This window comes from Pseudomonas sp. JDS28PS106 (assembly GCF_036706555.1).
Lineage (GTDB): Bacteria > Pseudomonadota > Gammaproteobacteria > Pseudomonadales > Pseudomonadaceae > Aquipseudomonas.
This window is the reverse complement of sequence record NZ_JBAJGT010000020.1, coordinates 15617-41734: the sequence shown is the minus strand read 5'-3', so window position 1 is coordinate 41734 and position 26118 is coordinate 15617. Positions and strand designations below refer to the sequence as shown.

28 protein-coding genes are annotated in these 26118 nt (G+C 61.2%); 27 read left to right on the top strand and 1 reads right to left on the bottom strand.

Annotation, left to right across the window (positions count from 1 at the left end; genetic code table 11):
* Positions 1–12: 12 nt before the first annotated feature.
* The 6 genes from tgt (at position 13) to TRP66_RS22235 (ending at position 6145) form a co-directional block, all read left to right on the top strand.
* Entirely contained in the window at positions 13–1128 is a 1116-nt protein-coding gene (gene tgt, locus TRP66_RS22260) for a tRNA guanosine(34) transglycosylase Tgt (RefSeq protein ID WP_333407417.1), read from the top strand.
* Positions 1129–1187: 59 nt separating this feature from the next.
* Complete coding sequence (gene yajC / locus TRP66_RS22255; RefSeq protein WP_333407363.1) at positions 1188–1523, top strand: preprotein translocase subunit YajC; 336 nt, start codon at positions 1188–1190, stop codon at positions 1521–1523.
* Positions 1524–1585: 62 nt separating this feature from the next.
* Positions 1586–3454, top strand: coding sequence for a protein translocase subunit SecD (gene secD / locus TRP66_RS22250; RefSeq protein WP_333407361.1), 1869 nt, complete (start codon positions 1586–1588; stop codon positions 3452–3454).
* Positions 3455–3463: 9 nt separating this feature from the next.
* Positions 3464–4375, top strand: a complete 912-nt coding sequence (secF, locus tag TRP66_RS22245) for a protein translocase subunit SecF (RefSeq protein WP_333407358.1) — start codon at positions 3464–3466, stop codon at positions 4373–4375.
* A 109-nt stretch (positions 4376–4484) separates the two neighbouring features.
* A complete protein-coding gene (locus TRP66_RS22240) occupies positions 4485–5030 on the top strand; it encodes a glycine zipper 2TM domain-containing protein (RefSeq protein ID WP_333407356.1) in 546 nt (181 codons plus the stop codon).
* 596 nt (positions 5031–5626) lie between these two features.
* Positions 5627–6145, top strand: coding sequence for an isochorismatase family protein (locus TRP66_RS22235; protein ID WP_333407354.1), 519 nt, complete (start codon positions 5627–5629; stop codon positions 6143–6145).
* A gap of 239 nt (positions 6146–6384) precedes the next feature.
* On the opposite strand, the gene suhB is transcribed toward TRP66_RS22235, so the two are convergent.
* Positions 6385–7200: a type III secretion system regulator SuhB gene (gene suhB, locus TRP66_RS22230; RefSeq protein WP_333407352.1), complete on the bottom strand. Its 816-nt coding sequence runs from the start codon at positions 7198–7200 to the stop codon at positions 6385–6387.
* Between the two features lie 184 nt (positions 7201–7384).
* Between suhB and trmJ the strand changes: the two genes are divergently transcribed.
* From trmJ to TRP66_RS22125, 21 genes are all read left to right on the top strand, one after another.
* Positions 7385–8158, top strand: coding sequence for a tRNA (cytosine(32)/uridine(32)-2'-O)-methyltransferase TrmJ (gene trmJ / locus TRP66_RS22225; protein ID WP_333407350.1), 774 nt, complete (start codon positions 7385–7387; stop codon positions 8156–8158).
* Positions 8158–8934 carry a serine O-acetyltransferase gene (gene cysE, locus TRP66_RS22220; protein ID WP_333407348.1) on the top strand — a complete coding sequence of 259 codons (777 nt, stop codon included), beginning with the start codon at positions 8158–8160 and terminating at the stop codon, positions 8932–8934. Before trmJ ends, cysE begins: the two co-directional genes overlap by 1 nt.
* 157 nt (positions 8935–9091) lie before the next feature.
* Positions 9092–9583 (top strand): Fe-S cluster assembly transcriptional regulator IscR, encoded by a 492-nt coding sequence (gene iscR, locus TRP66_RS22215; RefSeq protein WP_333407345.1) that lies wholly within the window; start codon positions 9092–9094, stop codon positions 9581–9583.
* A 45-nt stretch (positions 9584–9628) separates the two neighbouring features.
* On the top strand, positions 9629–10843 hold the full coding sequence (locus tag TRP66_RS22210) for an IscS subfamily cysteine desulfurase (RefSeq protein WP_333407343.1): 1215 nt from the start codon (positions 9629–9631) through the stop codon (positions 10841–10843).
* Positions 10844–10925: 82 nt separating this feature from the next.
* The gene (iscU, locus tag TRP66_RS22205; RefSeq protein WP_002552476.1) at positions 10926–11312 is read left to right on the top strand and encodes a Fe-S cluster assembly scaffold IscU; all 387 of its coding nucleotides are present in this window, start codon (positions 10926–10928) and stop codon (positions 11310–11312) included.
* A 42-nt stretch (positions 11313–11354) separates the two neighbouring features.
* On the top strand, positions 11355–11678 hold the full coding sequence (gene iscA / locus TRP66_RS22200) for an iron-sulfur cluster assembly protein IscA (RefSeq protein ID WP_333407265.1): 324 nt from the start codon (positions 11355–11357) through the stop codon (positions 11676–11678).
* Positions 11679–11688: 10 nt separating this feature from the next.
* On the top strand, positions 11689–12210 hold the full coding sequence (gene hscB / locus TRP66_RS22195; protein ID WP_333407263.1) for a co-chaperone HscB: 522 nt from the start codon (positions 11689–11691) through the stop codon (positions 12208–12210).
* Between the two features lie 47 nt (positions 12211–12257).
* The gene (hscA, locus tag TRP66_RS22190; RefSeq protein ID WP_333407261.1) at positions 12258–14123 is read left to right on the top strand and encodes a Fe-S protein assembly chaperone HscA; all 1866 of its coding nucleotides are present in this window, start codon (positions 12258–12260) and stop codon (positions 14121–14123) included.
* On the top strand, positions 14123–14464 hold the full coding sequence (gene fdx / locus TRP66_RS22185) for an ISC system 2Fe-2S type ferredoxin (RefSeq protein WP_333407259.1): 342 nt from the start codon (positions 14123–14125) through the stop codon (positions 14462–14464). The genes hscA and fdx overlap by 1 nt, the downstream gene beginning before the upstream one ends.
* A gap of 13 nt (positions 14465–14477) precedes the next feature.
* A complete protein-coding gene (gene iscX / locus TRP66_RS22180; protein ID WP_333407257.1) occupies positions 14478–14678 on the top strand; it encodes a Fe-S cluster assembly protein IscX in 201 nt (66 codons plus the stop codon).
* A 96-nt stretch (positions 14679–14774) separates the two neighbouring features.
* Positions 14775–15200: a nucleoside-diphosphate kinase gene (gene ndk, locus TRP66_RS22175; RefSeq protein WP_333407255.1), complete on the top strand. Its 426-nt coding sequence runs from the start codon at positions 14775–14777 to the stop codon at positions 15198–15200.
* Between the two features lie 31 nt (positions 15201–15231).
* Positions 15232–16380, top strand: coding sequence for a 23S rRNA (adenine(2503)-C(2))-methyltransferase RlmN (rlmN, locus tag TRP66_RS22170; RefSeq protein ID WP_333407253.1), 1149 nt, complete (start codon positions 15232–15234; stop codon positions 16378–16380).
* Positions 16381–16406: 26 nt separating this feature from the next.
* Positions 16407–17165 carry a type IV pilus biogenesis/stability protein PilW gene (gene pilW / locus TRP66_RS22165; RefSeq protein WP_333407251.1) on the top strand — a complete coding sequence of 253 codons (759 nt, stop codon included), beginning with the start codon at positions 16407–16409 and terminating at the stop codon, positions 17163–17165.
* On the top strand, positions 17165–18175 hold the full coding sequence (locus tag TRP66_RS22160; protein ID WP_333407249.1) for a RodZ family helix-turn-helix domain-containing protein: 1011 nt from the start codon (positions 17165–17167) through the stop codon (positions 18173–18175). Before pilW ends, TRP66_RS22160 begins: the two co-directional genes overlap by 1 nt.
* 3 nt (positions 18176–18178) lie before the next feature.
* Positions 18179–19288 (top strand): flavodoxin-dependent (E)-4-hydroxy-3-methylbut-2-enyl-diphosphate synthase, encoded by a 1110-nt coding sequence (ispG, locus tag TRP66_RS22155; RefSeq protein ID WP_333407247.1) that lies wholly within the window; start codon positions 18179–18181, stop codon positions 19286–19288.
* A 22-nt stretch (positions 19289–19310) separates the two neighbouring features.
* Complete coding sequence (hisS, locus tag TRP66_RS22150; protein ID WP_333407245.1) at positions 19311–20600, top strand: histidine--tRNA ligase; 1290 nt, start codon at positions 19311–19313, stop codon at positions 20598–20600.
* A gap of 72 nt (positions 20601–20672) precedes the next feature.
* Positions 20673–21281, top strand: coding sequence for a tetratricopeptide repeat protein (locus TRP66_RS22145; protein ID WP_333407415.1), 609 nt, complete (start codon positions 20673–20675; stop codon positions 21279–21281).
* Positions 21274–22425, top strand: a complete 1152-nt coding sequence (gene bamB / locus TRP66_RS22140) for an outer membrane protein assembly factor BamB (RefSeq protein ID WP_333407244.1) — start codon at positions 21274–21276, stop codon at positions 22423–22425. Before TRP66_RS22145 ends, bamB begins: the two co-directional genes overlap by 8 nt.
* 140 nt (positions 22426–22565) lie before the next feature.
* Positions 22566–24035: a ribosome biogenesis GTPase Der gene (gene der / locus TRP66_RS22135; protein ID WP_333407242.1), complete on the top strand. Its 1470-nt coding sequence runs from the start codon at positions 22566–22568 to the stop codon at positions 24033–24035.
* A 116-nt stretch (positions 24036–24151) separates the two neighbouring features.
* On the top strand, positions 24152–25300 hold the full coding sequence (locus tag TRP66_RS22130; RefSeq protein WP_333407240.1) for a pyridoxal phosphate-dependent aminotransferase: 1149 nt from the start codon (positions 24152–24154) through the stop codon (positions 25298–25300).
* On the top strand, positions 25288–26079 hold the full coding sequence (locus TRP66_RS22125; protein WP_333407238.1) for an amidohydrolase: 792 nt from the start codon (positions 25288–25290) through the stop codon (positions 26077–26079). Before TRP66_RS22130 ends, TRP66_RS22125 begins: the two co-directional genes overlap by 13 nt.
* Positions 26080–26118 lie beyond the last annotated feature (39 nt).

The window sequence follows — 26118 nt, the reverse complement described above, 5'->3', positions numbered from 1 at the left end:
CGCACCTGTCGTATGTCTTTCGAGCTGTTGGCTACCGACGGCAAGGCCCGTCGCGGGCGCCTGACGTTCCCGCGTGGCGTGGTGGAAACCCCGGCGTTCATGCCGGTGGGCACCTATGGCACGGTCAAGGGCATGCTGCCGCGCGACATCGAAGCGACCGGCGCGCAGATCATTCTCGGCAACACGTTCCACCTGTGGCTGCGTCCGGGCACCGAGGTCATCAAGGGCCACGGCGACCTGCACGATTTCATGCAATGGAAAGGGCCGATTCTGACCGACTCCGGCGGTTTCCAGGTGTTCAGCCTGGGTGCGATGCGCAAGATCAAGGAGGAGGGCGTGACCTTCGCCTCGCCGGTCGATGGCGCCAAGGTGTTCATGGGGCCTGAAGAGTCCATGCAGGTCCAGCGCGACCTGGGGTCGGACATCGTGATGATCTTCGACGAATGCACGCCGTACCCGGCGGACGAAAACACTGCGCGTATCTCCATGGAGCTGTCGCTGCGCTGGGCCAAGCGTTCCAAGATCGCCCACGGCGAGAACACCGCCGCGCTGTTCGGCATCGTGCAGGGCGGCATGCATGAAAACCTGCGCATGCGCTCGCTGGAAGGTCTGGATCAGATCGGGTTCGACGGCCTGGCTATCGGCGGCCTGTCGGTGGGCGAGCCCAAGCACGAGATGATCAAGGTGCTGGATTACCTGCCGGGCCAGATGCCGGCAGACAAACCTCGTTACTTGATGGGTGTAGGCAAGCCCGAAGATCTGGTCGAAGGTGTGCGCCGCGGCGTCGACATGTTCGACTGCGTGATGCCGACTCGTAACGCGCGCAACGGCCATTTGTTCATCGATACCGGTGTGCTGAAAATCCGCAATGCGTTCCATCGCCACGATGAATCGCCGCTGGATCCGACATGCGATTGCTACACCTGTCAGAACTTTTCCCGCGCTTATCTGCATCACCTGGACAAGTGTGGAGAAATGCTGGGGAGCATGCTCAATACGATCCACAATTTGCGGCACTACCAGCGCCTTATGGCTGGTTTGCGCGAGGCTATTCAACAGGGTACATTGGCCGCCTTCGTCGATGCCTTCTATGCCAGGCGCGGTCTTCCAACACCGCCGCTTGACTGAAAAGTGAACGAGTCTTTCCTGCTTTTCAATACTAATTAATGATGCAACTGGAGCGCTAAATGAGCTTTTTCATCTCTCCCGCTTTCGCGGATGCTGCTGCACCGGCTGCCGGTCCTGCGGGCACCGGTTTCGAGTGGATCTTCCTGGTGGGTTTTCTGGTCATCTTCTATCTGATGATCTGGCGTCCACAGGCCAAGCGCGCCAAAGAGCAGAAGAACCTGCTGAGCAATCTGCAGAAGGGTGACGAAGTGGTGACCACCGGTGGTATCGCCGGCAAGATCAACAAAGTGACCGACGACTTCGTAGTCATCGAAGTGTCCGACACCGTTGAACTGAAGATCCAGAAGGGTTCGGTTGCAGCCACTCTGCCAAAGGGCACTTTGAAAGCGATCTGAGTAACAACTTCTACCCATTGACGGGGCGCGCAAGGCGCCCCGCGTTCTAAGCGGGCGGCGTGATGCTGAACAAATACCCTCTGTGGAAATACGTACTGATCCTGGCAGTGCTGGCGATCGGTTTTATTTATTCCGCACCCAATCTCTACCCTGATGATTCGGCCATTCAGATCAGTGGCGCCAGCACGGCGTTGCAGATCACCCAGGCGGATGTGGATCGTGCGGCCAAGGCGCTGACCGATGCCGGTATCTCGGTCAAGGCATCTTCTCTGGACGAGAATGGCAAGGGCGGTTTGTTGCGTCTGAGCAAGCAGGAAGACCAACTCCCGGCCAAGGATGTCGTGCGCAAGGCGCTGGGCGATGACTATGTCGTCGCGCTGAACCTGGCCCGAACCACTCCGCAATGGCTGCGTAACGTGGGCGCAAGCCCGATGAAGCTGGGCCTGGACCTGTCCGGCGGTGTGCACTTCCTGCTGGAAGTGGACATGGACAAGGCCATCGATGCCCGTCTGAAAGTCTACGAAGGCGAAGCCAAGACCCTGCTGCGCAAAGAGAAGGTGCGTTATCGCAGCCTGCCGCAACTGGGCAACACTCTTCAGCTGGGCTTCAGCGATGACGCCGAGCGCGAGCAGGCTCGTGCCCTGCTGCGCAAATCCTTTACCGATTTCGAAACCACGCCTGCCGAGCTGAACGGGATTCCCGTGCTGCGCATGGCGCTGACGCCGGCCAAACTGGCCGAGATTCGTGAATACTCCATCAAGCAGAACCTGACCACCGTTCGCAACCGGGTCAACGAGCTGGGCGTCGCCGAGCCGCTGGTTCAGCGCCAGGGCGCCAACCGCATCGTGGTCGAGCTGCCGGGCGTGCAGGACACTGCCGAAGCCAAGCGTATTCTCGGCAAGACCGCCAACCTGGAATTCCGCCTCGGTGCGGGTCCGGACGATACCAAGGCCACCACCGAAATGTTCGAGTTCCGCGAAGGTGGCCGTCCGGCCGCGGCCGTGGAGCGCGGGCTGATCATCACCGGTGACCAGGTGACCGACGCCAAGGCAAGCTTCGACGAGCAGGGCCGTCCGCAGGTGAACATCAACCTCGATGGTCACGGCGGCGAACTGATGAGTCGTGCTACCCGCAGCAACGTGGGTCGCAGCATGGCGGTGATCTTCATCGAGCAGCGGCCGACCACCACTTATGCCAAGCAGGTCGTCGACGGCGTCGAGAAAGACGTGCCGGTGCAGACCTTCAAGGAAGACAAGAAGATCATCAGCCTGGCGACCATTCAGTCGCCGCTGGGCAGCCAGTTCCGCATCACCGGCCTGAACGGCCAGGGTGAAGCTTCCGAACTCGCGCTGCTGCTGCGTGCCGGTGGTCTGGCCGCGCCGATGTACTTCGCCGAAGAACGTACCATCGGCCCGAGCCTGGGTGCCGACAACATCACCAAGGGTATCGACGCATCCCTGTGGGGCATGCTGCTTGTGTCGCTGTTCATCATGGCCATCTACCGTTTCTTCGGCCTGATCGCCACTGTGGCACTGGCCCTGAACATGGTCATGCTGCTGGCGCTGATGTCCTTGCTGGGTGCGACACTGACCCTGCCGGGTATCGCCGGTATCGTGTTGACCATGGGCATGGCGGTGGACGCCAACGTGCTGATCTTCTCGCGTATCCGTGAAGAGATCGCCAAGGGCATGAGCGTCCAGCGTGCCATCAACGAAGGCTTCGACCGTGCGTACACCGCGATCCTCGACGCCAACCTGACGACGCTGCTGGTCGGCGGCATTCTCTTTGCGATGGGCACAGGCCCGGTCAAAGGGTTCGCGGTGACCATGTCGCTCGGGATCTTTACCTCGATGTTTACGGCCATCATGGTGACCCGCGCAATGGTCAACCTGATCTACGGCGGTCGTGACTTCAAGAAGTTGTGGATTTAAGGGGCTGCCATGTTACGTACCATCAACTTCATGGGCGTTCGCAATGTTGCGTTCACCGTTACCGTGCTCCTTACCGTTCTGGCGCTGTTCAGCTGGTTCTCTAAAGGGCTCAACTTCGGTCTGGACTTCACCGGCGGTACGCTGATCGAGCTGACCTACGAGCGTCCGGCGGACCTGGGCAAGGTGCGCGAAGAGCTGGTTGCGGCCGGTTACACCGAAGCCGTCGTACAGAGCTTCGGTGCGACCACCGATCTGCTGGTCCGGATGCCGGGCGACGATCCGCAACTGGGCACCAAGGTCGCCGAAGCGCTGCGCACCTCCGGCGCGGACAATCCGGCCGTGGTCAAGCGCGTCGAATTCGTCGGTCCTCAGGTTGGCGAAGAGCTGCGCGATCAGGGCGGGATCGGCATGCTGCTGGCGCTCGGTGGCGTCCTGATCTATCTGGCGTTCCGCTTTCAGTGGAAGTTTGCGGTCGGCGCGATCCTGTCGCTGATTCACGACGTGGTCGTGACCATGGGTATCCTGTCGTTCTTCCAGATCACCTTCGACCTGACGGTGCTGGCGGCGGTGCTGGCGATCATCGGTTACTCGCTCAACGACACCATCGTGGTCTTCGACCGGATTCGTGAAAACTTCCGCCTGCTGCGCAAGGCTTCGCTGATCGAAAACATCAACATCTCGACCACCCAGACACTGCTGCGCACCATCGCGACCTCGGTCTCGACGCTGCTGGCGATCATCGCGCTGTGGGCATTTGGCGGCGACAGTCTGGAAGGATTCTCCATCGCGTTGTTCATCGGCGTACTGGCGGGTACTTACTCGTCCATCTACATCGCCAACGTGGTGCTGATCTGGCTGAACCTGACCACCGAGGACCTGATTCCGCCGGTGGTAGCCGACAAGGCTGACGATCTTCCTTAAGACCGTTAAGGCATAAGAAAAGGGCGCGAGTGGAACTCGCGCCCTTTTTTTTGCTCAAACCCAAGGTGTGGCGCGGGCGACCGCGCTTTCGATGGTCAGGAGGTTCAAAGTGAACAAGTCGATGCTTGTTGGTGCTGTTTTAGGTGCTGCTGTCGTGACAGCCGGCGGCGCTGTTGCCACCTATAGCCTGGTCAAGGGCGGCCCCGAGTATGCAGATGTGTTGGCGGTCGAGCCGGTCAAGCAACAGATCAAGACACCTCGTGAGGTGTGCAAGGACGTAACGGTGACCCGTCAGGCACCGGTCAAGGATCAGCATCAGATCGTGGGCAGTGTGGTGGGCGCCATCGCAGGCGGCCTGCTGGGCAACCAGGTCGGTGGTGGCAACGGCAAGAAGATCGCCACGGTCGCGGGTGCGGTCGGCGGCGGTTATGCAGGCAACAAGGTGCAGGAAGGCATGCAGGAGCGTGACACCTACACCACGACCCAGCGCCGTTGCAGCACGGTCAACGACATCAGCGACAAGGTCGTGGGCTACGACGTGAAATACAAGCTCAACGACAAGGTCAGTCAGGTGCGCATGGATCGTGATCCGGGCGCGCAGATTCCGGTCGACGAGAAAGGCCAATTGATTCTGGGCCAGGCCCCGGCTCAATAAGCCCTTGGATATCTGAAAAAAGCACCTTCGGGTGCTTTTTTCGTTTCCGGCCCGCGCAGCAAACCACCTGTAGGAGCCAGCTTGCTGGCGATAGAACTGGCAACCGCGTAACCCTTTGTCGCCAGCAAGACGGATCGCCAGCAAGACGGATCGCCGCCCGCTGGCTCCTACAGGTCAGGGTTGAGGATATCTGTGGGAGGGACCTGGGTCGCGACATTCTTTACACGCTACTCCTGAAGCACCGCGCTGCCTGCGTCGCGAGCAAGCTCCCTCCCACTACAAAGTGTGAGCCTCTCATACAGAGTGAAGGTTCACTGCATGGGCTATCTTGGAGTCTTCAGTCGGGAAGTCTTATGGCCAATCCACAGCTCTACCTGTCAGAAGCGCTTGGCTTGCTTGTCAGCGCGTCGTGATGTTGCTACTGTCGATTCATGACTAACTACTGCCTTGCCTCGACAACCACAATCACGACCGCTCAGAGCGGAGCGTGCGAGGTGTCGTGAGCCAATAGCAGACGAACTTCAAAGGCCCGCCAGCGATGGACAGGGCCTTTTTTATGTCCTTGTGCGCTGGCTCAAACGCAAGGAGATGCTCCCATGTACGCCCTGTTGATACTCGATGTTCAAGTCGGGCTTGTTCATGGCCCGGAAAAACCATGGCGTTGCACAGAGTTGCTGGAAACAGTGAATGCCTTGATGGCGAAGGCACGCAGCGCTGGCGTTCCCATTTTTCTCGCGCGTCACGTCGGGCCCGCTGGATCTCCAATCGCAGCAGACAGCCCGTTGACACTGGTTGCGCGGGAACTTTGTCTTCTGGGTGCAGAGGTAATATTCGAGAAACACCGGCCCAACGCCTTCGAAATGACCGGCCTGACGGACAAGCTCCGGTCCAGTGGGGTTACCGGTGTGGTCATTACGGGAATGAAAACTCAATACTGCGTCGACAGCACCTGCCGTGCTGCTCGTGATCTTGGTTTCGATGCGGTCCTGGTTGCAGATGGTCATACCTGTTCAGACACGCCTTTGATGAAGGCGGAGGACATTGTTTCTCATCACAATGCAACGCTTGACGGGCCGTTCTGCCAACTGGTCCGGGCTGCGGAATGGAGCTTCTGATTACGGTTCGGGTTCGTGATGTAGGAGCCAGCTTGCTGGCGATAGGGCCTCAGGTCTACACCTTGTGGGAGGGACCTTGGTCGCGACCGTCTCGACGCGATACCTCTGAAGCCCCGCGCCATCTGCGTCGCGAGCAAGCTCCCTCCCACAATGATCGCGCTTCAAGCGTCGAGTGGTTAACCTCCAGAACGCAAAAAAGGCACCCGAAGGTGCCTTTCCTCTGCGAATCCCGAAACGACTTAGCGCTTCAACGAATGCGGCAGGTGTGGAGCAATGGCAGTCAGGACTGCCTTGAAGCACTTGGTGTTGCCCGCAACGATATGGCCTTTCTCCAGGAAGTCGTGACCGCCTGTGAAGTCGCTGACCAGACCGCCGGCTTCCTGAATCAGCAGAGCGCCCGCTGCCATGTCCCACTCGGACAGGCCCGACTCCCAGAAAGCGTCGAAACGGCCGGCGGCGACATAGGCCAGGTCCAGGCTCGCGGCACCGGCGCGGCGGATGCCGGCGGTCTGGCCGACCAGGGCGCGGAACATGCCGAGGTAGTTTTCCAGGCCGTCCATTTGCTCATCGCGGAACGGGAAGCCGGTGCCCAGCAGGGCGCCTTCGAGGCTCTTGCGCTGGCTGACGCGCAGGCGGCGACCATTCAGTGCGGCGCCGCGGCCACGGCTGGCGGTGAATTCTTCCTGGCGGACCGGGTCCAGAATGACGGCGTGCTCAAGGCGACCACGGTATTTGCAGGCGATGCTGACCGCGAAGTGTGGAATGCCGCGTACGAAGTTGGTGGTGCCATCCAGTGGGTCGATGATCCACAGGTAATCTTCGCCCTCGCCGCTGCCAGCGTGCAGGCCGCTTTCCTCGCCGAGGATGCCGTGGGTAGGATAAGCCTTGCGCAGGGCTGCGATGATGCTCTGCTCGGCGGCACGGTCGATTTCCGTGACGTAGTCTTTGGCTTCTTTTTCGTCAACCTTGATGGTGTCCAGGCGCTCGATGGAGCGGAAAATCAATTCACTGGCGCTGCGGGCGGCGCGCAGCGCGATATTCAGCATGGGCTGCATGGACAAATCACCTAAGGTTGTTAAAGAGAGCCGGGCATTCTAGGGCCTGTAGGGAATTATTTCCAGCCTTGCGTTGTCACGGTCGTCCGGTTTCGGGTGACAGATCGCCGCACAGGTTCATAGCCTTAATCAGAGCGGTTCTGTAATATTTGGCCCCCTTCAATCGTGTCAGTGAGCCTTCGCATTGCTGCAGAACATTCGTGTTGTCCTGGTCGGCACTACCCATCCCGGAAATATCGGCGGGGCTGCCCGTGCCATGAAAAACATGGGGCTCTCGCGCCTTGTGCTGGTCGATCCCCGGGTCTTTCCATCCCCCGAGGCCGATGCCCGTGCCTCCGGGGCGACCGATATCCTCGAAAGCGCGCAAGTCGTCGCAACCCTTGAGGAAGCGCTGGTCGGCTGCAAGCTGGTGCTGGGCACCAGCGCCCGCGACCGCAGCCTGCCCTGGCCGATGCTCGACCCGCGTGAGTCGGGCGTTAAGGTCGTGGAGCAGGCGGGGCAGGGCGGCGAAGTCGCGCTGGTGTTCGGGCGCGAGCATGCCGGCCTCACCAATGAAGAGTTGCAGCGCTGTCATTACCATGTGCATATCCCGTCGGATCCGCAGTTCAGCTCGCTGAATCTGGCGGCGGCGGTGCAGGTGCTCAGCTACGAAGTGCGTATGGCGTGGCTGGCGGCGGAACAGGCGCCTGGGAGTACCGAAAAGCCGGAGGCGGCCACTCAGCATCAGGCCGAGCTGGCGACGATGGATGAAATGGAAGGTTTCTACGGGCATCTGGAATCGACGCTGGTCGCCATAGGCTTCCTCGACCCGGAAAAGCCTCGCCACCTGATGGCGCGTCTGCGCCGGTTGTACGGCCGTAGCGAAGTGGAACGCTCAGAGCTGAGCATCCTGCGCGGCATCCTCACCGAGACTCAAAAAACGGCACGGGGCGAACCCCACAAGCGGAAGGATCAGTGATGTTCGAGCGTCTGCGAGAAGATATCCAGAGTGTATTCCATCGTGATCCGGCCGCGCGCAACGCGTTCGATGTGCTGACCTGCTACCCCGGCATGCACGCGATCTGGATGCATCGCTTCGCTCACATCCTGTGGCGCAAAGGCTGGAAGTGGCCGGCGCGCGTCGTGTCCAACATCGGGCGCTGGGCAACGGGCATCGAGATTCATCCCGGTGCGCGCATCGGTCGTCGCTTCTTCATCGACCACGGCATGGGCATCGTGATCGGTGAAACCGCCGAGATCGGCAATGACGTGACGCTGTATCAGGGCGTCACCCTGGGCGGCACGAGCTGGAACGCCGGCAAGCGTCATCCCACTCTGGAAGACGGCGTCGTGGTGGGCGCTGGCGCCAAGGTGCTCGGCCCGTTCACGGTAGGCGCCGGCGCCAAGATCGGCTCCAACGCGGTGGTGACCAAGCCGGTGCCGGCTGGCGCGACGGCGGTAGGTATTCCGGGCCGGGTCATCGTCAAATCCACCGACGAGACCGAGGCGCGGCGCAAGGCGATCGCCGAGAAGCTGGGCTTCGATGCCTATGGCGTCAGCGGCGACATGCCCGACCCCGTGGCGCGTGCCATCGGCCAGTTGCTGGATCACCTGCAGGCCGTCGACGATCGTCTCGAAGGCATGTGCGGTGCGCTTAACCGGCTGGGCAGCGACTACTGCGCAAAGGAACTGCCGGAACTGCGCGACGAAGTCTTCGACTGCGTGAAGGACAAGAGCGAAGCGCACACACAGTGATAGCCGGCGTCTTCGGGCGTGTCCATGTGTCCGCATTCTTGCTATCATGTGGCCCGCAAATTCAGCTAATCCCGACTGTTTTACTTGGTCTAATAGTTGACTTAAACACTCGGGAATAGCATACTCGCTCCCATTCTGATCCTTTGCGGTACACGCCATGCGACTCACGACTAAAGGCCGTTACGCTGTCACGGCAATGCTTGACCTGGCATTGCACGCGCAGAACGGGCCAGTGTCTCTGGCCGACATTTCCGAGCGGCAGGGCATTTCCCTTTCCTACCTCGAGCAACTGTTCGCCAAACTGCGTCGCGGCAACCTGGTTTCCAGCGTCCGTGGTCCCGGCGGCGGCTATCAGCTGTCCCGTGACATGCAGGGCATCCAGGTTGCTCAGGTGGTCGACGCGGTGAACGAATCGGTCGATGCCACGCGGTGTCAGGGCCTGGGTGACTGCCACGGTGGCGACACCTGCCTGACCCACCATCTGTGGTGCGACCTGAGCCAACAGATTCACGAATTTCTGAGCGGTATCAGCTTGGCGGACCTTGTCACTCGCCGTGAGGTACAGGAAGTCGCCCAGCGCCAGGACCTGCGTCGCTGCAGCAGCAAGACGCCGCAACTGGATAAGATCGAAACGTCCGCCGTCGAATGAACCCACTTTGACTGAGCGGTACGCCAGCCTGATAGGAGATTTTCAATGAAGTTGCCGATTTACCTCGATTACTCCGCGACGACCCCGGTCGATCCGCGAGTAGCGCAGAAAATGATCGATTGCCTGCTGGTTGACGGAAACTTCGGCAATCCGGCCTCGCGTTCCCACGTATTCGGCTGGAAAGCCGAAGAGGCCGTCGAGAATGCTCGTCGTCAGGTGGCCGATCTGGTCAATGCCGATCCGCGTGAAATCGTCTGGACCTCCGGTGCCACCGAGTCCGACAACCTGGCCATCAAGGGTGTGGCGCACTTCTATCACACCAAGGGCAAGCACATCATCACCTCCAAGGTCGAGCACAAGGCCGTCCTGGATACCACGCGCCAGCTGGAGCGTGAAGGCTTCGAAGTGACCTACATCGAGCCGGGCGAAGATGGCCTGATCACTCCTGCGATGGTCGAAGCCGCACTGCGCGACGACACCATTCTGGTTTCGATCATGCACGTGAACAACGAGATCGGCACCATCAATGACATCGCGGCCATCGGCGAGCTGACCCGTTCGCGCGGCGTGCTGTTCCATGTCGATGCGGCGCAATCCACCGGTAAGGTCGAAATCGATCTGTCGAGCCTGAAGGTCGACTTGATGTCGTTCTCGGCGCACAAGACCTACGGTCCCAAGGGTATCGGCGCACTGTACGTGAGCCGCAAGCCGCGTGTTCGTCTGGAAGCCACCATGCACGGCGGCGGTCATGAGCGCGGCATGCGCTCCGGCACCCTGGCCACTCACCAGATCGTCGGCATGGGCGAAGCCTTCCGCATCGCCAAGGAAGAGATGGCGAGCGAGAACGTGCGCATCAAGGCGCTGAGCGACCGTTTCTTCAAGCAGGTCGAAGATCTCGAAGAGCTGTACGTCAACGGCAGCCTGACCGCTCGCGTTCCGCACAACCTGAACCTTAGCTTCAACTATGTCGAAGGCGAGTCGCTGATCATGGCGCTCAAGGATCTGGCGGTATCGTCCGGTTCGGCCTGCACCTCGGCGTCCCTGGAGCCTTCGTACGTGCTGCGCGCCCTTGGTCGTAATGACGAACTGGCACACAGCTCGATACGCTTCACCTTCGGCCGCTTCACGACCGAAGAGGAGATCGACTACGCCGCGCAGAAAGTCTGCGAGGCGGTCACCAAGCTGCGCGCACTGTCGCCGCTGTGGGACATGTTCAAAGACGGCGTCGATATCTCCAAGATCGAGTGGGCGGCGCATTAATTCAAGCCGCCTGACACCCGGGCCATGCGCTGATCGAGCCATGGCCTGTAGAGCGGCTCCCTGATGTGAGAGGAACAGAATCATGGCTTACAGCGAAAAGGTCATCGACCACTACGAGAACCCGCGCAACGTCGGCAAGATGAATGCGGAAGATCCGGATGTCGGCACCGGCATGGTGGGCGCTCCCGCATGCGGAGACGTGATGCGTCTGCAGATCAAGGTCAACGAGCAGGGCGTTATCGAAGACGCCAAGTTCAAGACCTACGGCTGCGGTTCGGCGATCGCTTCCAGCTCCCTGGCCACTGAGTGGATGAAGGGCAAGACGCTGGACGAAGCGGAAACCATCAAGAACACCCAGCTGGCTGAAGAGCTCGCGCTGCCGCCGGTGAAGATCCACTGCTCGGTCCTCGCCGAAGACGCCATCAAGGCAGCGGTTCGTGACTACAAGCAGAAGAAAGGCCTGCTTTAAGCAGTTCTTTTTCGCGAAGCTGGCGACAAGCAAGGAGATCCAATGGCTATCAGCATGACAGAAGCTGCCGCGAACCACGTGCGTCGTTCTCTCGAGGGGCGCGGCAAGGGTGATGGCATTCGTCTGGGTGTTCGCACCACGGGCTGTTCCGGTCTTGCCTACGTGCTCGAGTTCGTCGACGAGGCGGCCAGCGAGGACACCGTGTTCGAACAGCATGGCGTGAAGATCATCATCGATCCGAAAAGTCTGGTGTATCTCGACGGTACCGAGCTGGACTTCGTTCGCGAGGGCTTGAACGAAGGCTTCAAGTTCAACAACCCGAACTCGCGTGGCGAGTGTGGCTGTGGCGAAAGCTTCAACGTCTGAGGCTGATATCGTGGGTACTCCTTGTCATTTCGCCCTGTTCGACCTTCAGCCGGCATTTCGTCTGGATCTCGAGCAGTTGGCAGTCCGTTATCGCGAGCTGGCGCGCAACGTCCACCCGGACCGTTTCGCCGATGCTCCCGAGCGTGAGCAGCGTGTTGCGCTCGAGCGTTCCGCGAGCCTCAACGAGGCTTATCAGACGCTCAAGAGCGCGCCCAAGCGCGCTCGCTATCTCCTGACGCTGAAAGGCGACGAGATTCCGCTCGAAGTCACCGTGCATGATCCCGATTTTCTTCTGCAGCAGATGCAATGGCGCGAAGAGCTCGAAGACCTGCAGGATGACGCGGATCTGGACGGCGTCGCGGCGTTCAAGCGCCGGCTCAAGACCGCTCAGGAACAGCTCGAAGACAGCTTCGCCGCCTGTTGGGATGACGCAGCGCAGCGCGAGCAGGCTGAACGCCTGATGCGTCGCATGCAGTTCCTCGACAAGCTTTCCTACGAAGTGCGCCAGCTGGAAGAGCGCCTCGACGATTAACCCCGTGCCGCTCCGGCCGCACGCCAGTGTGATTATTCGATAACAGCATGGCCTTACTGCAGATCGCCGAACCCGGCCAGAGCCCGCAACCGCACCAGCGTCGTCTGGCTGTCGGCATTGACCTGGGCACCACCAATTCGCTGGTCGCTGCGTTGCGCAGCGGCCTTTCCGAGCCTCTGGCCGATGCGCAAGGCCAGGTCATCCTGCCGTCCGCCGTGCGCTATCACGCCGACCGCGTCGAAGTTGGCGAGTCGGCCAAGGCCGCCGCTTCCTCCGATCCGTTCAATACCGTGCTGTCGGTCAAGCGCCTGATGGGGCGTGGTCTGAGCGACGTCAAGCAACTGGGCGAGCAGCTGCCTTACCGCTTCGTCGAAGGTGAATCGCATATGCCGTTCATCGAGACCGTGCAGGGGCCCAAGAGCCCGGTGGAAGTCTCGGCGGACATTCTCAAGGTCCTGCGTCAGCGTGCTGAAGAGTCGCTGGGCGGCGAACTGGTCGGCGCGGTGATCACTGTCCCGGCGTATTTCGACGATGCCCAGCGCCAGGCGACCAAGGACGCTGCGCGCTTCGCGGGTCTCAACGTGCTGCGTCTGCTCAACGAGCCGACTGCGGCTGCCGTGGCCTACGGTCTGGATCAGAAGGCCGAAGGCGTGGTCGCGATCTACGATCTGGGCGGCGGCACGTTCGACATTTCCATCCTGCGCCTGACTGGCGGCGTATTCGAAGTGCTGGCGACCGGCGGTGATACCGCGCTGGGCGGCGACGATTTCGATCACGCTATCGCCGGCTGGATCATGGCCGAAGCGGGCCTGTCCGTGGACATGGCGCCGGCGGTCCAGCGTCGTCTGCTGCAGATTGCCTGTGCCGCGAAGGAAGCGCTGAGCGCCGCCGAGTCGACGGAAATCACCTATGAAGGCTGGAGCGGTGTGCTGACTCGCGAAGCCTTCAATGGGTTGATCGAGCCGATGGTCGCGCGCAGCCTGAAAGCCTGTCGCCGCGCCGTGCGTGATTCCGGCATCGAGCTGGAAGAAGTCCAGGCGGTCGTCATGGTCGGCGGTTCGACTCGGGTACCGCGTGTTCGCGACGCCGTTGCCGAGCTGTTCGGTCGTCAGCCGTTGACCACCATCGATCCTGATCAGGTGGTGGCGATTGGCGCGGCGATTCAGGCCGATACCCTGGCCGGCAACAAGCGCGACGGCGAAGAACTGCTGTTGCTGGACGTGATTCCGCTTTCTCTCGGCCTGGAAACCATGGGCGGGCTGATGGAGAAGGTGATTCCTCGCAACACGACGATTCCGGTCGCGCGCGGGCAGGAATTCACCACGTATAAAGACGGCCAGACGGCCATGATGATCCACGTCCTGCAGGGCGAGCGCGAGCTGATCAGCGACTGTCGCTCGCTGGCGCGCTTCGAGTTGCGTGGCATTCCGCCGATGGTGGCGGGCGCGGCCAAGATCCGCGTCACTTTCCAGGTGGATGCCGATGGCCTGCTCAGCGTGGCGGCCCGCGAGATTGCATCGGGCGTTGAGGCGAGCATCCAGGTCAAGCCGTCCTACGGCCTGACCGATGGCGAAATCGCCCGCATGCTCAAGGACTCTTTCCAGTACGCCGGCGATGACAAGGTCGCCCGCGTGCTGCGTGAACACCAGGTCGATGCCGAGCGCCTGCTCGAAGCCGTGCAGGGCGCGATGGACGCCGACGGCGAACGCCTTCTCGATGAAGAAGAGCGCATGGTCATCAATCTGGAAATGGACCAGCTCCGTGAACTGATGCAAGGCACCGATGGCAATGCCATCGAGCAACAGACCAAGCGTCTGTCGCAGGTGACCGATGCATTTGCCGCCCGCCGCCTTGATTCGACGGTCAAAGCCGCACTGGCCGGGCGCAACCTGAATGAAATCGAGGATAACTGATGCCGCAGGTCATTTTTCTGCCCCATGCCGTGCTCTGCCCGGAAGGGCTGGTCGTAGAAGCCGAGCCCGGCACCTCGGTACTTGAACTGGCGCATGAGCACCACATCGAGATCGAAAGCGCCTGCGGCGGCGTCTGTGCCTGCACCACCTGTCATTGCGTCATTCGTGAGGGCTTCGACTCGCTGGAAGAAGCCGACGAGCTTGAGGAAGACATGCTCGACAAGGCCTGGGGGCTTGAAGCGCAGTCCCGTCTGTCCTGTCAGGCAGTCGTCGGAAATGAAGACCTGACGGTTGAAATTCCCAAGTATTCGCTCAACCATGCGGCCGAAGCCCCGCACTGACAAGGAGCCCGTAATGAGTCTGAAATGGGTTGATGTGCAGGAGATCGCGATCCAGCTGGCCGAGCGCCATCCGGATCTCGACCCGCTGTCGGTGAACTTCGTCAAGCTGCGCAATCTGGTCATGGATCTGCCGGAGTTCGACGACGATCCGGCCCGCGGCGGCGAGAAGGTTCTCGAAGCGATCCAGGGGTTGTGGATCGAAGAAGCCGAATAACGTTCGGCAACGCACGCAAGTTAGGCAATACACCCGAACCCGCGTATAATTCGCGGGTTTAATTTTTCGCTTCACTCACTGTTTCTGGAGTTTCACATGGCTGTTCAACGTACTTTCTCCATCATCAAGCCTGACGCCGTTGCTAAAAACGTAATCGGCGAGATCACCACTCGTTTCGAAAAAGCCGGTCTGCGCGTCGTTGCTTCCAAGCTGAAGCAGCTGTCCAAGGCCGAGGCAGAAGGTTTCTACGCTGAGCACAAAGAGCGTGGCTTCTTCGGTGACCTGGTTGCCTTCATGATCTCCGGTCCTGTCGTCGTTCAGGTTCTGGAAGGTGAAAACGCTATCGCTCTGAACCGTGAGCTGATGGGCGCTACCAACCCTAAAGAAGCTGCTGCCGGCACCATCCGTGCTGATTTCGCCGAATCCATCGACGCCAACGCTGTTCACGGTTCCGACTCCGAAGCAGCCGCCGCTCGCGAAATCGCTTACTTCTTCGCAGCTACCGAGGTAACCACTCGCTAAGGTCTGCCGACCGCGAGTGAAGGGTGAATTCATGATTGCATCGACTGGTAAAACCAACCTGTTGGGTCTGACTCAGCTGGAAATGGAAAAATTCTTCGACTCTATCGGGGAGAAGCGCTTCCGTGCCGGTCAGGTCATGAAGTGGATTCACCACTTCGGCGTCGACGATTTCGACGCCATGACGAACGTCAGCAAGGCCTTGCGCGAGAAGCTCAAGGCCTGTGCGGAAATTCGCGGTCCCGAAGTCGTCAGCGAGGACATTTCCAGCGATGGCACCCGCAAGTGGGTGGTTCGCGTGGAGTCCGGCAGCTGCGTCGAGACCGTCTACATCCCGCAGGGCAAGCGCGGCACCTTGTGCGTGTCGTCCCAGGCGGGCTGCGCCCTGGATTGCAGTTTCTGCTCCACCGGCAAACAAGGCTTCAACAGCAACCTCACCGCCGCCGAAGTGATCGGTCAGGTATGGATTGCCAACAAATCCTTTGGCAGCGTCCCGGCGACCATCGACCGCGCCATCACCAACGTGGTGATGATGGGCATGGGCGAGCCGCTGCTGAACTTCGACAATGTCATCACCGCCATGCATCTGATGCTGGATGACCTGGGGTATGGCATTTCCAAGCGCCGGGTGACCTTGTCCACCTCCGGCGTGGTACCGATGATCGACGAGCTGTCCAAGCACATCGACGTTTCCCTGGCCTTGTCGCTGCACGCGCCGAACGACGCGCTGCGCAACCAGCTGGTACCGATCAACAAGAAGTATCCCTTGAAGATGCTGCTCGAATCGTGTCGCCGCTACATGTCCAACCTGGGCGAAAAGCGTGTGTTGACCGTCGAGTACACCCTGCTCAAGGACGTCAACGATCAGGTCGAGCATGCGGTCGAGATGATCGAGCTGCTCAAGGACACGCCTTGCAAGATCAACTTGATCCCGTTCAACCCGTTCCCGCACTCCGGCTACGAGCGTCCGAGCAACAATGCGATCCGTCGCTTCCAGGACCTGCTGCATCAGGCCGGCTACAACGTGACCGTGCGCACTACCCGTGGCGAAGACATCGATGCCGCCTGCGGCCAGCTCGTCGGACAGGTCATGGACCGGACCCGTCGCAGCGAGCGCTATATCGCCGTACGGGATCTGACCGCTGAGGCCGATCGGGCAGCAGCCACCGCCACCCGAAACTGATTGCGAAACTGACTGAGAGGGACCCCATGTCTGTGCGCATTCCATTGATGCTCTGTTTCGTCATCATGCTGGTGGGCTGCGTATCGACAGGTAACGTCAACCCGCTCACCACCGCCGAAGGGCGCGACAAGGCACGCGAAGCCTACGTGCAACTGGGCCTTGGCTATCTTCAGCAGGGCCAGAGCGAGCGCGCCAAAGTGCCGCTGAAAAAAGCGCTGGAGCTGGACAGCTCCGATCCCCAGGCCAACGCAGCGCTGGCGCTGGTGTTCCAGGTGGAAATGGAGCCGGAGCTGGCCGATCAGCACTTTCGCAAAGCCATTTCAGCCAGCGGCAACGACGCGCGAATCGTCAACAATTACGGCAGCTTCCTCTACGAGCAGCAGCGTTATGCCGAAGCTTACGCGCGTTTTGAACAGGCGGCCGCCGATAACCTGTATCCTGAGCGGTCGCGGGTATTCGAAAGCCTGGGCATGACGGCGCTGAAGCTTGGCAAACCCGATCTGGCCCGCGAACATTTCACCAAGGCCCTGCGTCTGGATCGTCAGCAACCACGCGCTTTGCTGGAAATGGCTGAATTGTCCTTCGAAGATCGGCAATATGTGCCGGCGCGGGATTATTACGACCGCTTCAGCCAGCTGAGCGAGCAGAACGCACGCAGCCTGTTGCTTGGCACGCGGCTGGCGAAGATTTACGAAGACCGCGACAAGGCAGCCAGTTTCGGCCTGCAACTCAAAAGACTTTATCCCGGTACGCCGGAATATCAGCAATACCTGTCGGAGCAATGATGAAAGCGGCGCATCCCGAAGTTGTAGCAACCACTCGCCTGAACCCTGGAGAAACCCTGCGCCAGGCCCGTGAGAGCAAGAACTGGTCGCTGCCAGACGTCGCTCACAGGATGAACCTCACCGTCACCTCCCTGAGCAATCTGGAGAACGGCCAGTTCGATAAACTGCCAGGTCACACGTTCGCCCGTGGCTATGTGCGCGCTTACGCCAAATTGCTGGGGCTTGATCAGGCGGCGCTGGTCGAGCAGTTCGATCAGTACACCGGTACCGACGGCAAGGGCAGTTCGGTGCACGCGCTTGGCCGTATCGAAGAGCCGGTGCGTCTCTCCCACAACATTCTGCGTATTGTCAGCCTGCTGTTGTTGCTGGTGCTGGTGGGCGGCGGTTTCGTCTGGTGGCAGGATCAGAGCACGCTGCGCGGCAAGGAGCCGTCCGGCCTGAACCTTGAGCACGTCGAAGTCGAAAGCGCGGACGGCACCACTCAGATCCATCCGCTGGACGAGCCTGAAGATCAGGCGGTAGTCGAGAATCAGGACAGCAACGAAGCGCCGCTGGCGCTGAACCCGTCGTCTTCCACCGACACGCCAGCCGCCGCAACCGGCACGCCTGCGACGGCGCCTGCCGCCGCGCCGGCACCGACTCCGGCCGAGCCTGTCACGCCACCCGCGGCGACGGCGACGCTCACCCCATCCGTGCCGCGCCAGTCGACGCCAGCTGCCCCTGCGCAGGAACCGGCGCCGGCACCGGAGCCCGCTCCGTTCGTGGCCGGCGCAGGTCAGATTCGCCTGCAGTTCACCGCCGATTGCTGGACCCAGGTCACTGACGGCAACGGCAAGGTGCTGATGAGCGGCCTGAAGCGCAAGGGCGACAGCCTGGATGTCAGCGGCAAGCCACCGCTCACGCTGCGCCTGGGTTATGCCCGCGGTGCGCAGGTCAGCTATAACGGGCAGCCTGTCGATGTGGCCCCTTTCACCAGCGGCGAAACTGCTCGCCTGAAACTAGGGCAATAAATCATGCACGGCCAATCCCCTATCAAGCGTCGCGAATCCCGAAAGATCTGGGTCGGCTCCGTGCCGGTCGGTGGCGACGCCCCGATCGCTGTCCAGAGCATGACCAACAGCGATACCAATGACGTAGCGGCCACGGTTGCCCAGATCAATCGTCTGGAAGCGGCCGGTGTCGACATCGTGCGCGTGTCGGTGCCGGACATGGACGCGGCCGAAGCCTTCGGCCGTATCAAGCAGCAGGTCAAGGTCCCGCTGGTTGCCGACATTCACTTCGACTACCGCATTGCCTTGCGGGTCGCCGAGCTGGGCGTCGACTGCCTGCGCATCAATCCGGGCAACATCGGTCGCGAAGACCGCGTGCGCGCGGTGGTCGATGCGGCGCGGGATCGCGGCATCCCGATCCGCATCGGCGTCAACGCCGGTTCGCTGGAAAAAGACCTGCAGAAGAAATACGGCGAGCCGACTCCCGAAGCGCTGGTCGAATCCGCGCTGCGGCACGTCGAGCATCTCGACCGTCTCAACTTTCCCGACTTCAAGGTCAGCGTGAAGGCGTCCGACGTGTTCATGGCCGTTGAAGCCTATCGTTTGTTGGCCAGGCAGATCGTACAGCCACTGCACCTGGGCATCACCGAAGCGGGCGGATTGCGCTCGGGCACGGTGAAATCCGCGGTTGGGCTGGGTATGCTGCTCGCCGAAGGGATTGGCGATACTATCCGCATCTCGCTGGCGGCCGACCCGGTCGAGGAAGTGAAGGTCGGCTACGACATTCTCAAGTCGCTGCACCTGCGTTCCCGTGGCATCAACTTCATCGCCTGCCCAAGCTGCTCGCGGCAGAATTTCGACGTGGTCAAGACCATGAACGAACTGGAAGGGCGCCTGGAGGACTTGCTGGTGCCGCTGGACGTCGCGGTCATCGGCTGTGTGGTCAACGGCCCCGGCGAAGCGAAGGAAGCTCATATCGGCCTCACCGGTGGCACGCCGAACCTGATCTACATCGACGGCAAGCCCGCGCAGAAGCTGACCAACGACAATCTCGTGGACGATCTCGAACGTCTGATTCGCGAGAAAGCCGCCGAGAAAGCCCAGGCCGACGCCTCGGTTATCGTGCGCGGCTAACCCAGATTGCTAAGGATTTTTTGTGAGTAAGTCTCTGCAAGCCATTCGTGGCATGAACGATATCCTGCCCGAGCAGACCCCGTTGTGGCGTCACTTCGAAGGCACGGTCGCCGGGTTGCTGGATAACTACGGTTATCGCCAGATCCGCATGCCGATCGTCGAGTTCACCGACCTGTTCAAGCGCTCCATCGGCGAGGTCACCGATATCGTCGAGAAGGAGATGTACACCTTCGCCGACCGTAACGGCGATTCCCTGACCCTGCGCCCCGAAGGCACCGCGGCCTGCGTGCGCGCCGTGCTGGAGCACGGCATCACCGGCGGCGGCCAGGTGCAGAAACTCTGGTACATCGGCCCGATGTTCCGCCATGAACGCCCGCAGAAGGGCCGCTATCGCCAGTTCCACCAGATCGGCGTGGAAGTCTTTAATCTCGACGGTCCCGACATCGATGCCGAACTGATCGTGATGACCTGGCGCCTGTGGGGCCTGCTGGGCATCCGCAATGCGGTCAAACTCGAACTCAACAGCCTGGGCACCAGCGAAGCCCGCGCGCGCTACCGCGATGCGCTGGTCGAGTATCTGACGGCCCGCCTGGACCAGCTGGACGAAGACAGCCAGCGTCGCCTCAAGACCAACCCGCTGCGGGTCCTGGACACCAAGCATCCTGAAACCCAGGCTGTGCTGGTCGACGCTCCCAAGCTGGCTGACTATCTGGACGAAGAATCACGGGTTCACTTCGAAGGTCTGAAGGCACGTCTCGACGCGGCCGGCATCCCTTACGTCATCAACCCCAAGCTGGTGCGTGGTCTGGACTACTACAGCAAGACCGTTTTCGAGTGGGTGACCGATCAGTTGGGCGCTCAGGGCACTGTGTGCGCGGGGGGCCGTTATGACGGTCTGGTCGAGCAGATGGGCGGCAAGCCCACCGCTGGCGTCGGTTTCGCCATGGGCATCGAACGTCTGGTGCTGCTGCTGGAAACCCTGGAGCAGGTGCCGGAAGAAATTTCCCGCCAGATCGACGTCTACGTCTGCGCGTTCGGCGAAGCCGCTGAGCTCGCGGCCCTGACGCTGACCGAGCAGCTGCGTGACCGCTTGCCGAGCCTGCGCCTGCAGGTCAACGCCGGCGCCGGCAGCTTCAAGAGCCAGTTCAAGAAGGCCGACAAGAGCGGGGCGCTGTATGCCTTGATCCTGGGCGAAGAAGAACTTGCGCAGCAGATCATCGGCGTCAAGCCGTTGCGCGGGCAGGGCGACCAACAAAACATTGCCTGGGATGCTCTGTCCGAGCACCTGGCCTCCTGCATCGTGCAGGGTTGAAGCTGATTAAAAGCCGATTTAGCGAATAGGAGTATTGGGGTGTCGCGTACCGAAGATGAAGAGCTGGCGGTAATGAAGGACTGGTGGCAGCGTAACGGCAAGCCCCTGGTCACCGGCGGTCTGTTGGCGCTAATCGTGGTCTTCGGCTGGCAGGCCTGGCAGAAGTACCAGACCAACCAGTCGCAGGGCGCCTCGATCCTTTACCAGCAACTGCTGGAAACCGCATTGACGCCGAGCGGCCAGGCCGACACCACGCGCGTTGCGGAAATCGCCGGCAAGCTCAAGAGCGAGTTCGGTGGTACGGCCTATGCGCAATTTGGTAGCCTCTTCGTCGCCAAGGTGGCGGTGGACAACGGCAAGCTCGATGACGCCGCGGCGGAACTGAAAACCGTTGCGGACAAGCCGGCGAACGTGACACTGGGCGAACTGGCCCGTCAGCGTCTGGCACGTGTTCTGGCCGCCCAGAACAAAGGCGAAGAAGCGCTCAAGCTGCTCGCCGGCGATGCCGACAAGGCGTTCCTGGCCAGCCGCGAAGAACTCAAGGGTGACCTGCTGGTGCAACTGGGTCGCACCGACGAGGCACATGCTGCATACCAGAAGGCCAAGTCCGCGCTCTCGGAAGAAGCAGCGGTCGGTGGCCTGCAAATGAAGCTCGACGATCTGGCGAAAGGGGATGCGTGACGTGATTCGTTGGAAACATGCAGCATTGCTGGCTCTGGCCATTCTGGCCGCGGGTTGCAGCAGCAACAGCAAGAAGGAACTTCCGCCGGCCGAACTGACCGATTTCAAGGAAGAGGTCGTCCTGCAGAAACAGTGGAGTCACTCGATCGGCGACGGTCAGGGTGAAACCTACAACATGCTGGTCCCCGCCATCGACGGCGACCGCATCTATGCCAGCGACGTGAACGGTGAGGTCATGTCTCTGGACCGCCTGACCGGTGACGTGATCTGGGAAAAAGATCTTGAGCTGCCGGTATCCGGCGCGGTCGGCGTCGGCTACGGCATGGTCATGCTCGGCACCACCAAGGGCGAAGTCATCGCCCTGGATTCTTCTTCCGGTGAAGAGCGCTGGCGCGCCCGCGTGACCAGCGAGGTGCTGGCTCCGCCCGCTACCAACGGTGACGTGGTCGTGGTCCAGACTCAGGACGACCGCGTGATCGGTCTCGACGCGGTCACCGGCAGTCAGCGCTGGATCTACGAAAGCACGCCTGCGGTACTGACCCTGCGTGGCACCGGCGCGCCGCTGGTGACCAATCGCCTCGCCATCGCGGGTCTGTCGACCGGTAAGGTCGTGGCGCTGGACACCTCCAACGGCGTCCCGGTCTGGGAGCAGCGCATTGCGATCCCGCAAGGTCGCTCGGAACTGGAGCGCGTGGTCGATATCGACGGTGGCCTGCTGCTGTCCGGCGGTACGCTCTACGTTGCCAGCTACCAGGGTCGCGTAGCGGGTCTGGAACTGGATAGCGGCCGTGTGCTCTGGCAGCGTGATGCCTCCAGCTACTCGGGTGTGGCTCAGGGTTTCGGCAGCGTGTATGCCACTCTGGCGTCCGGCACCGTCGAAGGTATCGACGAGCGCTCGTCCAGCGCTTTGTGGAGCAACGAGTCGCTGGCGCGTCGCCAGTTGGGCGCACCCGAGGTGTTCTCCAGCTACGTGGCGGTCGGCGACATGGAAGGCTATCTTCACCTGTTGAGCCAGGTCGATGGCCGCTTCGTCGGTCGCGAGCGTATCGACAGCGACGGTCTGCGGGCGCGCCCGCTGGTCGTCGGCGACATGATTTACGTGTATGGCAACAGCGGCAAACTGGAAGCCCTGACCATCAAGTGATGATCGTCCAGGTCAGGGGCTTCGGGCTCCTGGCCGCCTTGTTACGGCAAGGCCGCGGCACCTGACCGTGCCGCTCCGAACTCCGGCCGCTGCCCCGCAGCGGCTTTTGTATTTTCTGAAATAACGAAGTGGAGAGCCTAATGGTTCCCGTAATCGCCCTGGTGGGTCGACCGAACGTCGGCAAGTCCACCATGTTCAACCGCCTGACCCGGACCCGCGACGCCATCGTCGGCGACCTGTCCGGTCTCACCCGTGATCGCCAATACGGAGAGGCGAAGTGGCAAGGGCGCTCCTATATTCTGATCGACACTGGCGGTATTTCCGGCGACGAGCACGGCATGGATGAGAAGATGGCCGAGCAGTCTCTGCTGGCTATCGAAGAAGCCGATGTCGTGCTGTTCCTGGTGGACGCCAAGGCGGGCTACACCGCCGCGGACCAGATGATTGGCGAGCACCTGCGCAAGCGCAACAAGCGTTCCTATGTGGTCGCCAACAAGATCGACAACATCGACGAAAACCTGGCTCGCGCCGAATTCAGCCCCATGGGTCTGGGCGATGCGATTCCGGTTGCCGGCGCGCATGGCCGCGGCATCTCGCAGATGCTGGAAATCGCCCTCAAGGACTTCCCCAAGGACGATGACGAACCCGAAGAAGGCGAGATTGAAGACGTCGCCGAAGGCGAGGAAGCCAAGCGCATTCCGGGCCCGAGCGAGAAAGATGGCATCAAGATCGCCATCATCGGTCGTCCAAACGTGGGCAAATCGACCCTGGTCAACCGCATGCTGGGTGAAGACCGGGTCATCGTCTACGACCAGCCGGGCACGACTCGCGACAGCATCTACATTCCTTTCGAACGCAACGAAGAGAAGTACACGCTGATCGACACCGCTGGTGTGCGCAAGCGCGGCAAAATCCACGAAGAGGTCGAGAAGTTCTCGGTGGTCAAGACGTTGCAGGCCATCAAGGATGCCAACGTGGTGATCTTCGTGATGGACGCTCGCGAAGGCGTGGTCGACCACGACCTTAACTTGCTGGGCTTCGCGCTGGAATCGGGCCGGGCCATCGTCATCGCACTGAACAAGTGGGACGGCATGCAGCCGGGTGAACGTGACTACGTGAAGACTGAGCTGGAGCGCCGGCTGTTCTTCGTCGATTTCGCCGACATTCACTTCATCTCCGCACTGCACGGCACCGGCGTCGGCAACCTGTACAAATCGGTCCAGGCTTCCTTCAAGTCCGCCGTGACCCGCTGGCCAACCAGCCGCCTGACGCAGATTCTGGAAGACGCCGTCAGCGAGCACGCGCCGCCAATGGTCGGCAGCCGCCGCATCAAGCTGCGTTACGCTCACCTGGGTGGCGCCAACCCGCCGCTGATCGTGATTCACGGCAACCAGGTCGAGAAAGTGCCCAAGTCTTATGTACGCTACCTGGAGAACACCTATCGCCGGGTTCTGAAGCTGGTCGGTACGCCGATTCGCATCGAGTTCAAGGGCGGCGACAACCCTTACGAGGGCAACAAGAACACGCTGACGGACCGTCAGGTCAACAAGAAGCGTCGTTTGATGTCGCACCACAAGAAGGCCGACAAGAAGCGTCGTGACAAGCGCTGATTCTGTAGGGCTTTTCTGAAAAAGGCGCCGCTGGCGCCTTTTTTTGTGGGCGTTCGCTGGGCTATCCTGCCAGACCCGTGCCGACGTGGCGCCGGGTGTTTGCAGGGAAGAGCGTCATGATCGACAGCAAGCTGCCCAACGTGGGCACCACTATCTTCACCGTCATGTCTCAACTGGCCGCCGATACCGGCGCGCTCAATCTGTCCCAGGGTTTCCCGGACTTCGACGGGCCGCAAGCGCTACGCGATGCGCTCAGTCGCCGGGCTGCCGAAGGTTTTAACCAGTATTCGCCCATGACCGGCCTGCCCGCGCTGCGTCAGCAGGTGGCTGCCAAGATTTCCCGCAGTTATGGTCGGCAGGTCGATCCGGAGACTGAAATCACCATCACGCCCGGTGCGACCCAGGCGATTTTCTGCGCCATTCAGACGGTCATCCGCCCCGGTGACGAAGTCATCATTTTCGATCCTTGCTACGACAGCTACGAGCCTTCGGTCGAACTGGCCGGCGGGCGCTGCGTCCATGTGCAACTGAGCCCCGGCGACTTCGCCATCGACTGGCAGAAACTCAGCGATGCGCTCAGCCCCCGGACCCGCATGATCGTGATCAACAGCCCGCACAACCCCAGCGGTGCGTTGATCTCCCGCGCAGACCTGGACCAGCTTTCTGCACTGATTGCCGACCGTGACATCTACCTGCTCAGCGACGAGGTCTATGAGCATCTGGTGTTCGATGGCGTGCGGCATGCAAGCGTGCTGGATCACGAAGCGCTGTACTCGCGGGCGTTCGTGGTCAACTCGTTCGGCAAGACCTATCACGTCACCGGCTGGAAGACCGGTTATGTGGTCGCGCCGCTGGCGCTGACTGCCGAGCTGCGCAAGGTCCACCAGTACGTCAGCTTTTGCAGCGTCACGCCGTTGCAGTATGCACTGGCCGATTTCATGGCCGAGCACCCCGAGCATGTCGAGGAGCTGCCCGTGTTTTATCAGGCCAAGCGGGATTTCTTCTGCCATCAGCTCGCCGCTTCGCGCTTCAGTTTCACCCCAGCGGCGGGGACCTATTTCCAACTGATGGACTATTCGCAGGTTCGTCCGGATCTCGACGACGTCGACATGGCGCTATGGATGACCCGGGAGCATGGCGTCGCCAGCATTCCCATTTCAGTCTTCTACCAGACTCCACCCGAAGGGCAGCGGTTGATTCGGCTGTGCTTCGCCAAGCGCGAGGAGACGCTGCGTAAGGCGGCGGAAAAACTATGCGTGATCTGAGCCAGCTACCGAATCTGAACATCGCACTGATCCAGACCGAACTGGCCTGGCACGACCGCGAAACGAATCTGGAGCACTTCGAACGACTACTGGGCCAGGCGGCGGAAGCCGACCTGATCATCCTGCCGGAAATGTTCACCACCGGTTTCTCGATGGAATCCGAAGCGCTGGCGGAACCGGAGGACGGTCCGACATCGCATTGGCTGCTGGCACAGGCGCAGCGGCTGGAGGCGGTGGTCACCGGCAGCGTGATCATTCAGGCCGCCGACGGCAGCTACCGCAATCGTCTGCTCTGGGCGCGGCCCGACGGCGAACTGTCTCACTATGACAAGCGCCACCTGTTCCGTATGGCCTGCGAGCATGAGCACTACAGCGCCGGAGCGGAACGCTGTGTGTTCGAGGTCAAGGGTTGGCAAGTGCGGCCGCTGATCTGTTACGACCTGCGGTTCCCGGTGTGGAGCCGGGCCATGCAAGACACTGACCTGCTGATCTACACCGCCAACTGGCCGGGTGCGCGTCGTCAGCACTGGAACCGCCTGCTGCCGGCGCGGGCGATCGAAAACCTGTGCTATGTCGCGGCGGTCAACCGGATCGGTGATGACGGCAAAGGGCTGGCCTATACCGGCGACAGCCAGGTCCTGGATTACCAGGGCGAGTGTCTGCTCAACGTGGCAGAAGCTAACGGGGTGTTTCAGGCGGCCTTGAGCGCGGTGGATCTGCACGGTTACCGGACCCGGTTTCCGGCGCATCTGGACGCGGACAGATTCAGCGTCAGCTAAATGCTTCAGATTGTTTCCGGGCGGCCGATACAGGGTGCA

What these genes read in the sequence shown, in the direction of transcription:
- iscA (WP_333407265.1), top strand. Translation starts at nt 11,355, where the DNA reads ATGGCTATCAGCATGACAGAAGCTGCCGCGAACCACGTGCGTCGTTCT.
- pilW (WP_333407251.1), top strand. Translation starts at nt 16,407, where the DNA reads ATGTCTGTGCGCATTCCATTGATGCTCTGTTTCGTCATCATGCTGGTG.
- der (WP_333407242.1), top strand. Translation starts at nt 22,566, where the DNA reads ATGGTTCCCGTAATCGCCCTGGTGGGTCGACCGAACGTCGGCAAGTCC.
- cysE (WP_333407348.1), top strand. Translation starts at nt 8,158, where the DNA reads ATGTTCGAGCGTCTGCGAGAAGATATCCAGAGTGTATTCCATCGTGAT.
- secD (WP_333407361.1), top strand. Translation starts at nt 1,586, where the DNA reads ATGCTGAACAAATACCCTCTGTGGAAATACGTACTGATCCTGGCAGTG.
- TRP66_RS22160 (WP_333407249.1), top strand. Translation starts at nt 17,165, where the DNA reads ATGAAAGCGGCGCATCCCGAAGTTGTAGCAACCACTCGCCTGAACCCT.
- tgt (WP_333407417.1), top strand. Translation starts at nt 13, where the DNA reads ATGTCTTTCGAGCTGTTGGCTACCGACGGCAAGGCCCGTCGCGGGCGC.
- TRP66_RS22210 (WP_333407343.1), top strand. Translation starts at nt 9,629, where the DNA reads ATGAAGTTGCCGATTTACCTCGATTACTCCGCGACGACCCCGGTCGAT.
- TRP66_RS22235 (WP_333407354.1), top strand. Translation starts at nt 5,627, where the DNA reads ATGTACGCCCTGTTGATACTCGATGTTCAAGTCGGGCTTGTTCATGGC.
- TRP66_RS22145 (WP_333407415.1), top strand. Translation starts at nt 20,673, where the DNA reads ATGAAGGACTGGTGGCAGCGTAACGGCAAGCCCCTGGTCACCGGCGGT.
- rlmN (WP_333407253.1), top strand. Translation starts at nt 15,232, where the DNA reads ATGATTGCATCGACTGGTAAAACCAACCTGTTGGGTCTGACTCAGCTG.
- secF (WP_333407358.1), top strand. Translation starts at nt 3,464, where the DNA reads ATGTTACGTACCATCAACTTCATGGGCGTTCGCAATGTTGCGTTCACC.
- suhB (WP_333407352.1), bottom strand. Translation starts at nt 7,200, where the DNA reads ATGCAGCCCATGCTGAATATCGCGCTGCGCGCCGCCCGCAGCGCCAGT.
- yajC (WP_333407363.1), top strand. Translation starts at nt 1,188, where the DNA reads ATGAGCTTTTTCATCTCTCCCGCTTTCGCGGATGCTGCTGCACCGGCT.
- ndk (WP_333407255.1), top strand. Translation starts at nt 14,775, where the DNA reads ATGGCTGTTCAACGTACTTTCTCCATCATCAAGCCTGACGCCGTTGCT.
- iscR (WP_333407345.1), top strand. Translation starts at nt 9,092, where the DNA reads ATGCGACTCACGACTAAAGGCCGTTACGCTGTCACGGCAATGCTTGAC.
- iscU (WP_002552476.1), top strand. Translation starts at nt 10,926, where the DNA reads ATGGCTTACAGCGAAAAGGTCATCGACCACTACGAGAACCCGCGCAAC.
- iscX (WP_333407257.1), top strand. Translation starts at nt 14,478, where the DNA reads ATGAGTCTGAAATGGGTTGATGTGCAGGAGATCGCGATCCAGCTGGCC.
- TRP66_RS22130 (WP_333407240.1), top strand. Translation starts at nt 24,152, where the DNA reads ATGATCGACAGCAAGCTGCCCAACGTGGGCACCACTATCTTCACCGTC.
- ispG (WP_333407247.1), top strand. Translation starts at nt 18,179, where the DNA reads ATGCACGGCCAATCCCCTATCAAGCGTCGCGAATCCCGAAAGATCTGG.
- fdx (WP_333407259.1), top strand. Translation starts at nt 14,123, where the DNA reads ATGCCGCAGGTCATTTTTCTGCCCCATGCCGTGCTCTGCCCGGAAGGG.
- hscA (WP_333407261.1), top strand. Translation starts at nt 12,258, where the DNA reads ATGGCCTTACTGCAGATCGCCGAACCCGGCCAGAGCCCGCAACCGCAC.
- TRP66_RS22125 (WP_333407238.1), top strand. Translation starts at nt 25,288, where the DNA reads ATGCGTGATCTGAGCCAGCTACCGAATCTGAACATCGCACTGATCCAG.
- bamB (WP_333407244.1), top strand. Translation starts at nt 21,274, where the DNA reads ATGCGTGACGTGATTCGTTGGAAACATGCAGCATTGCTGGCTCTGGCC.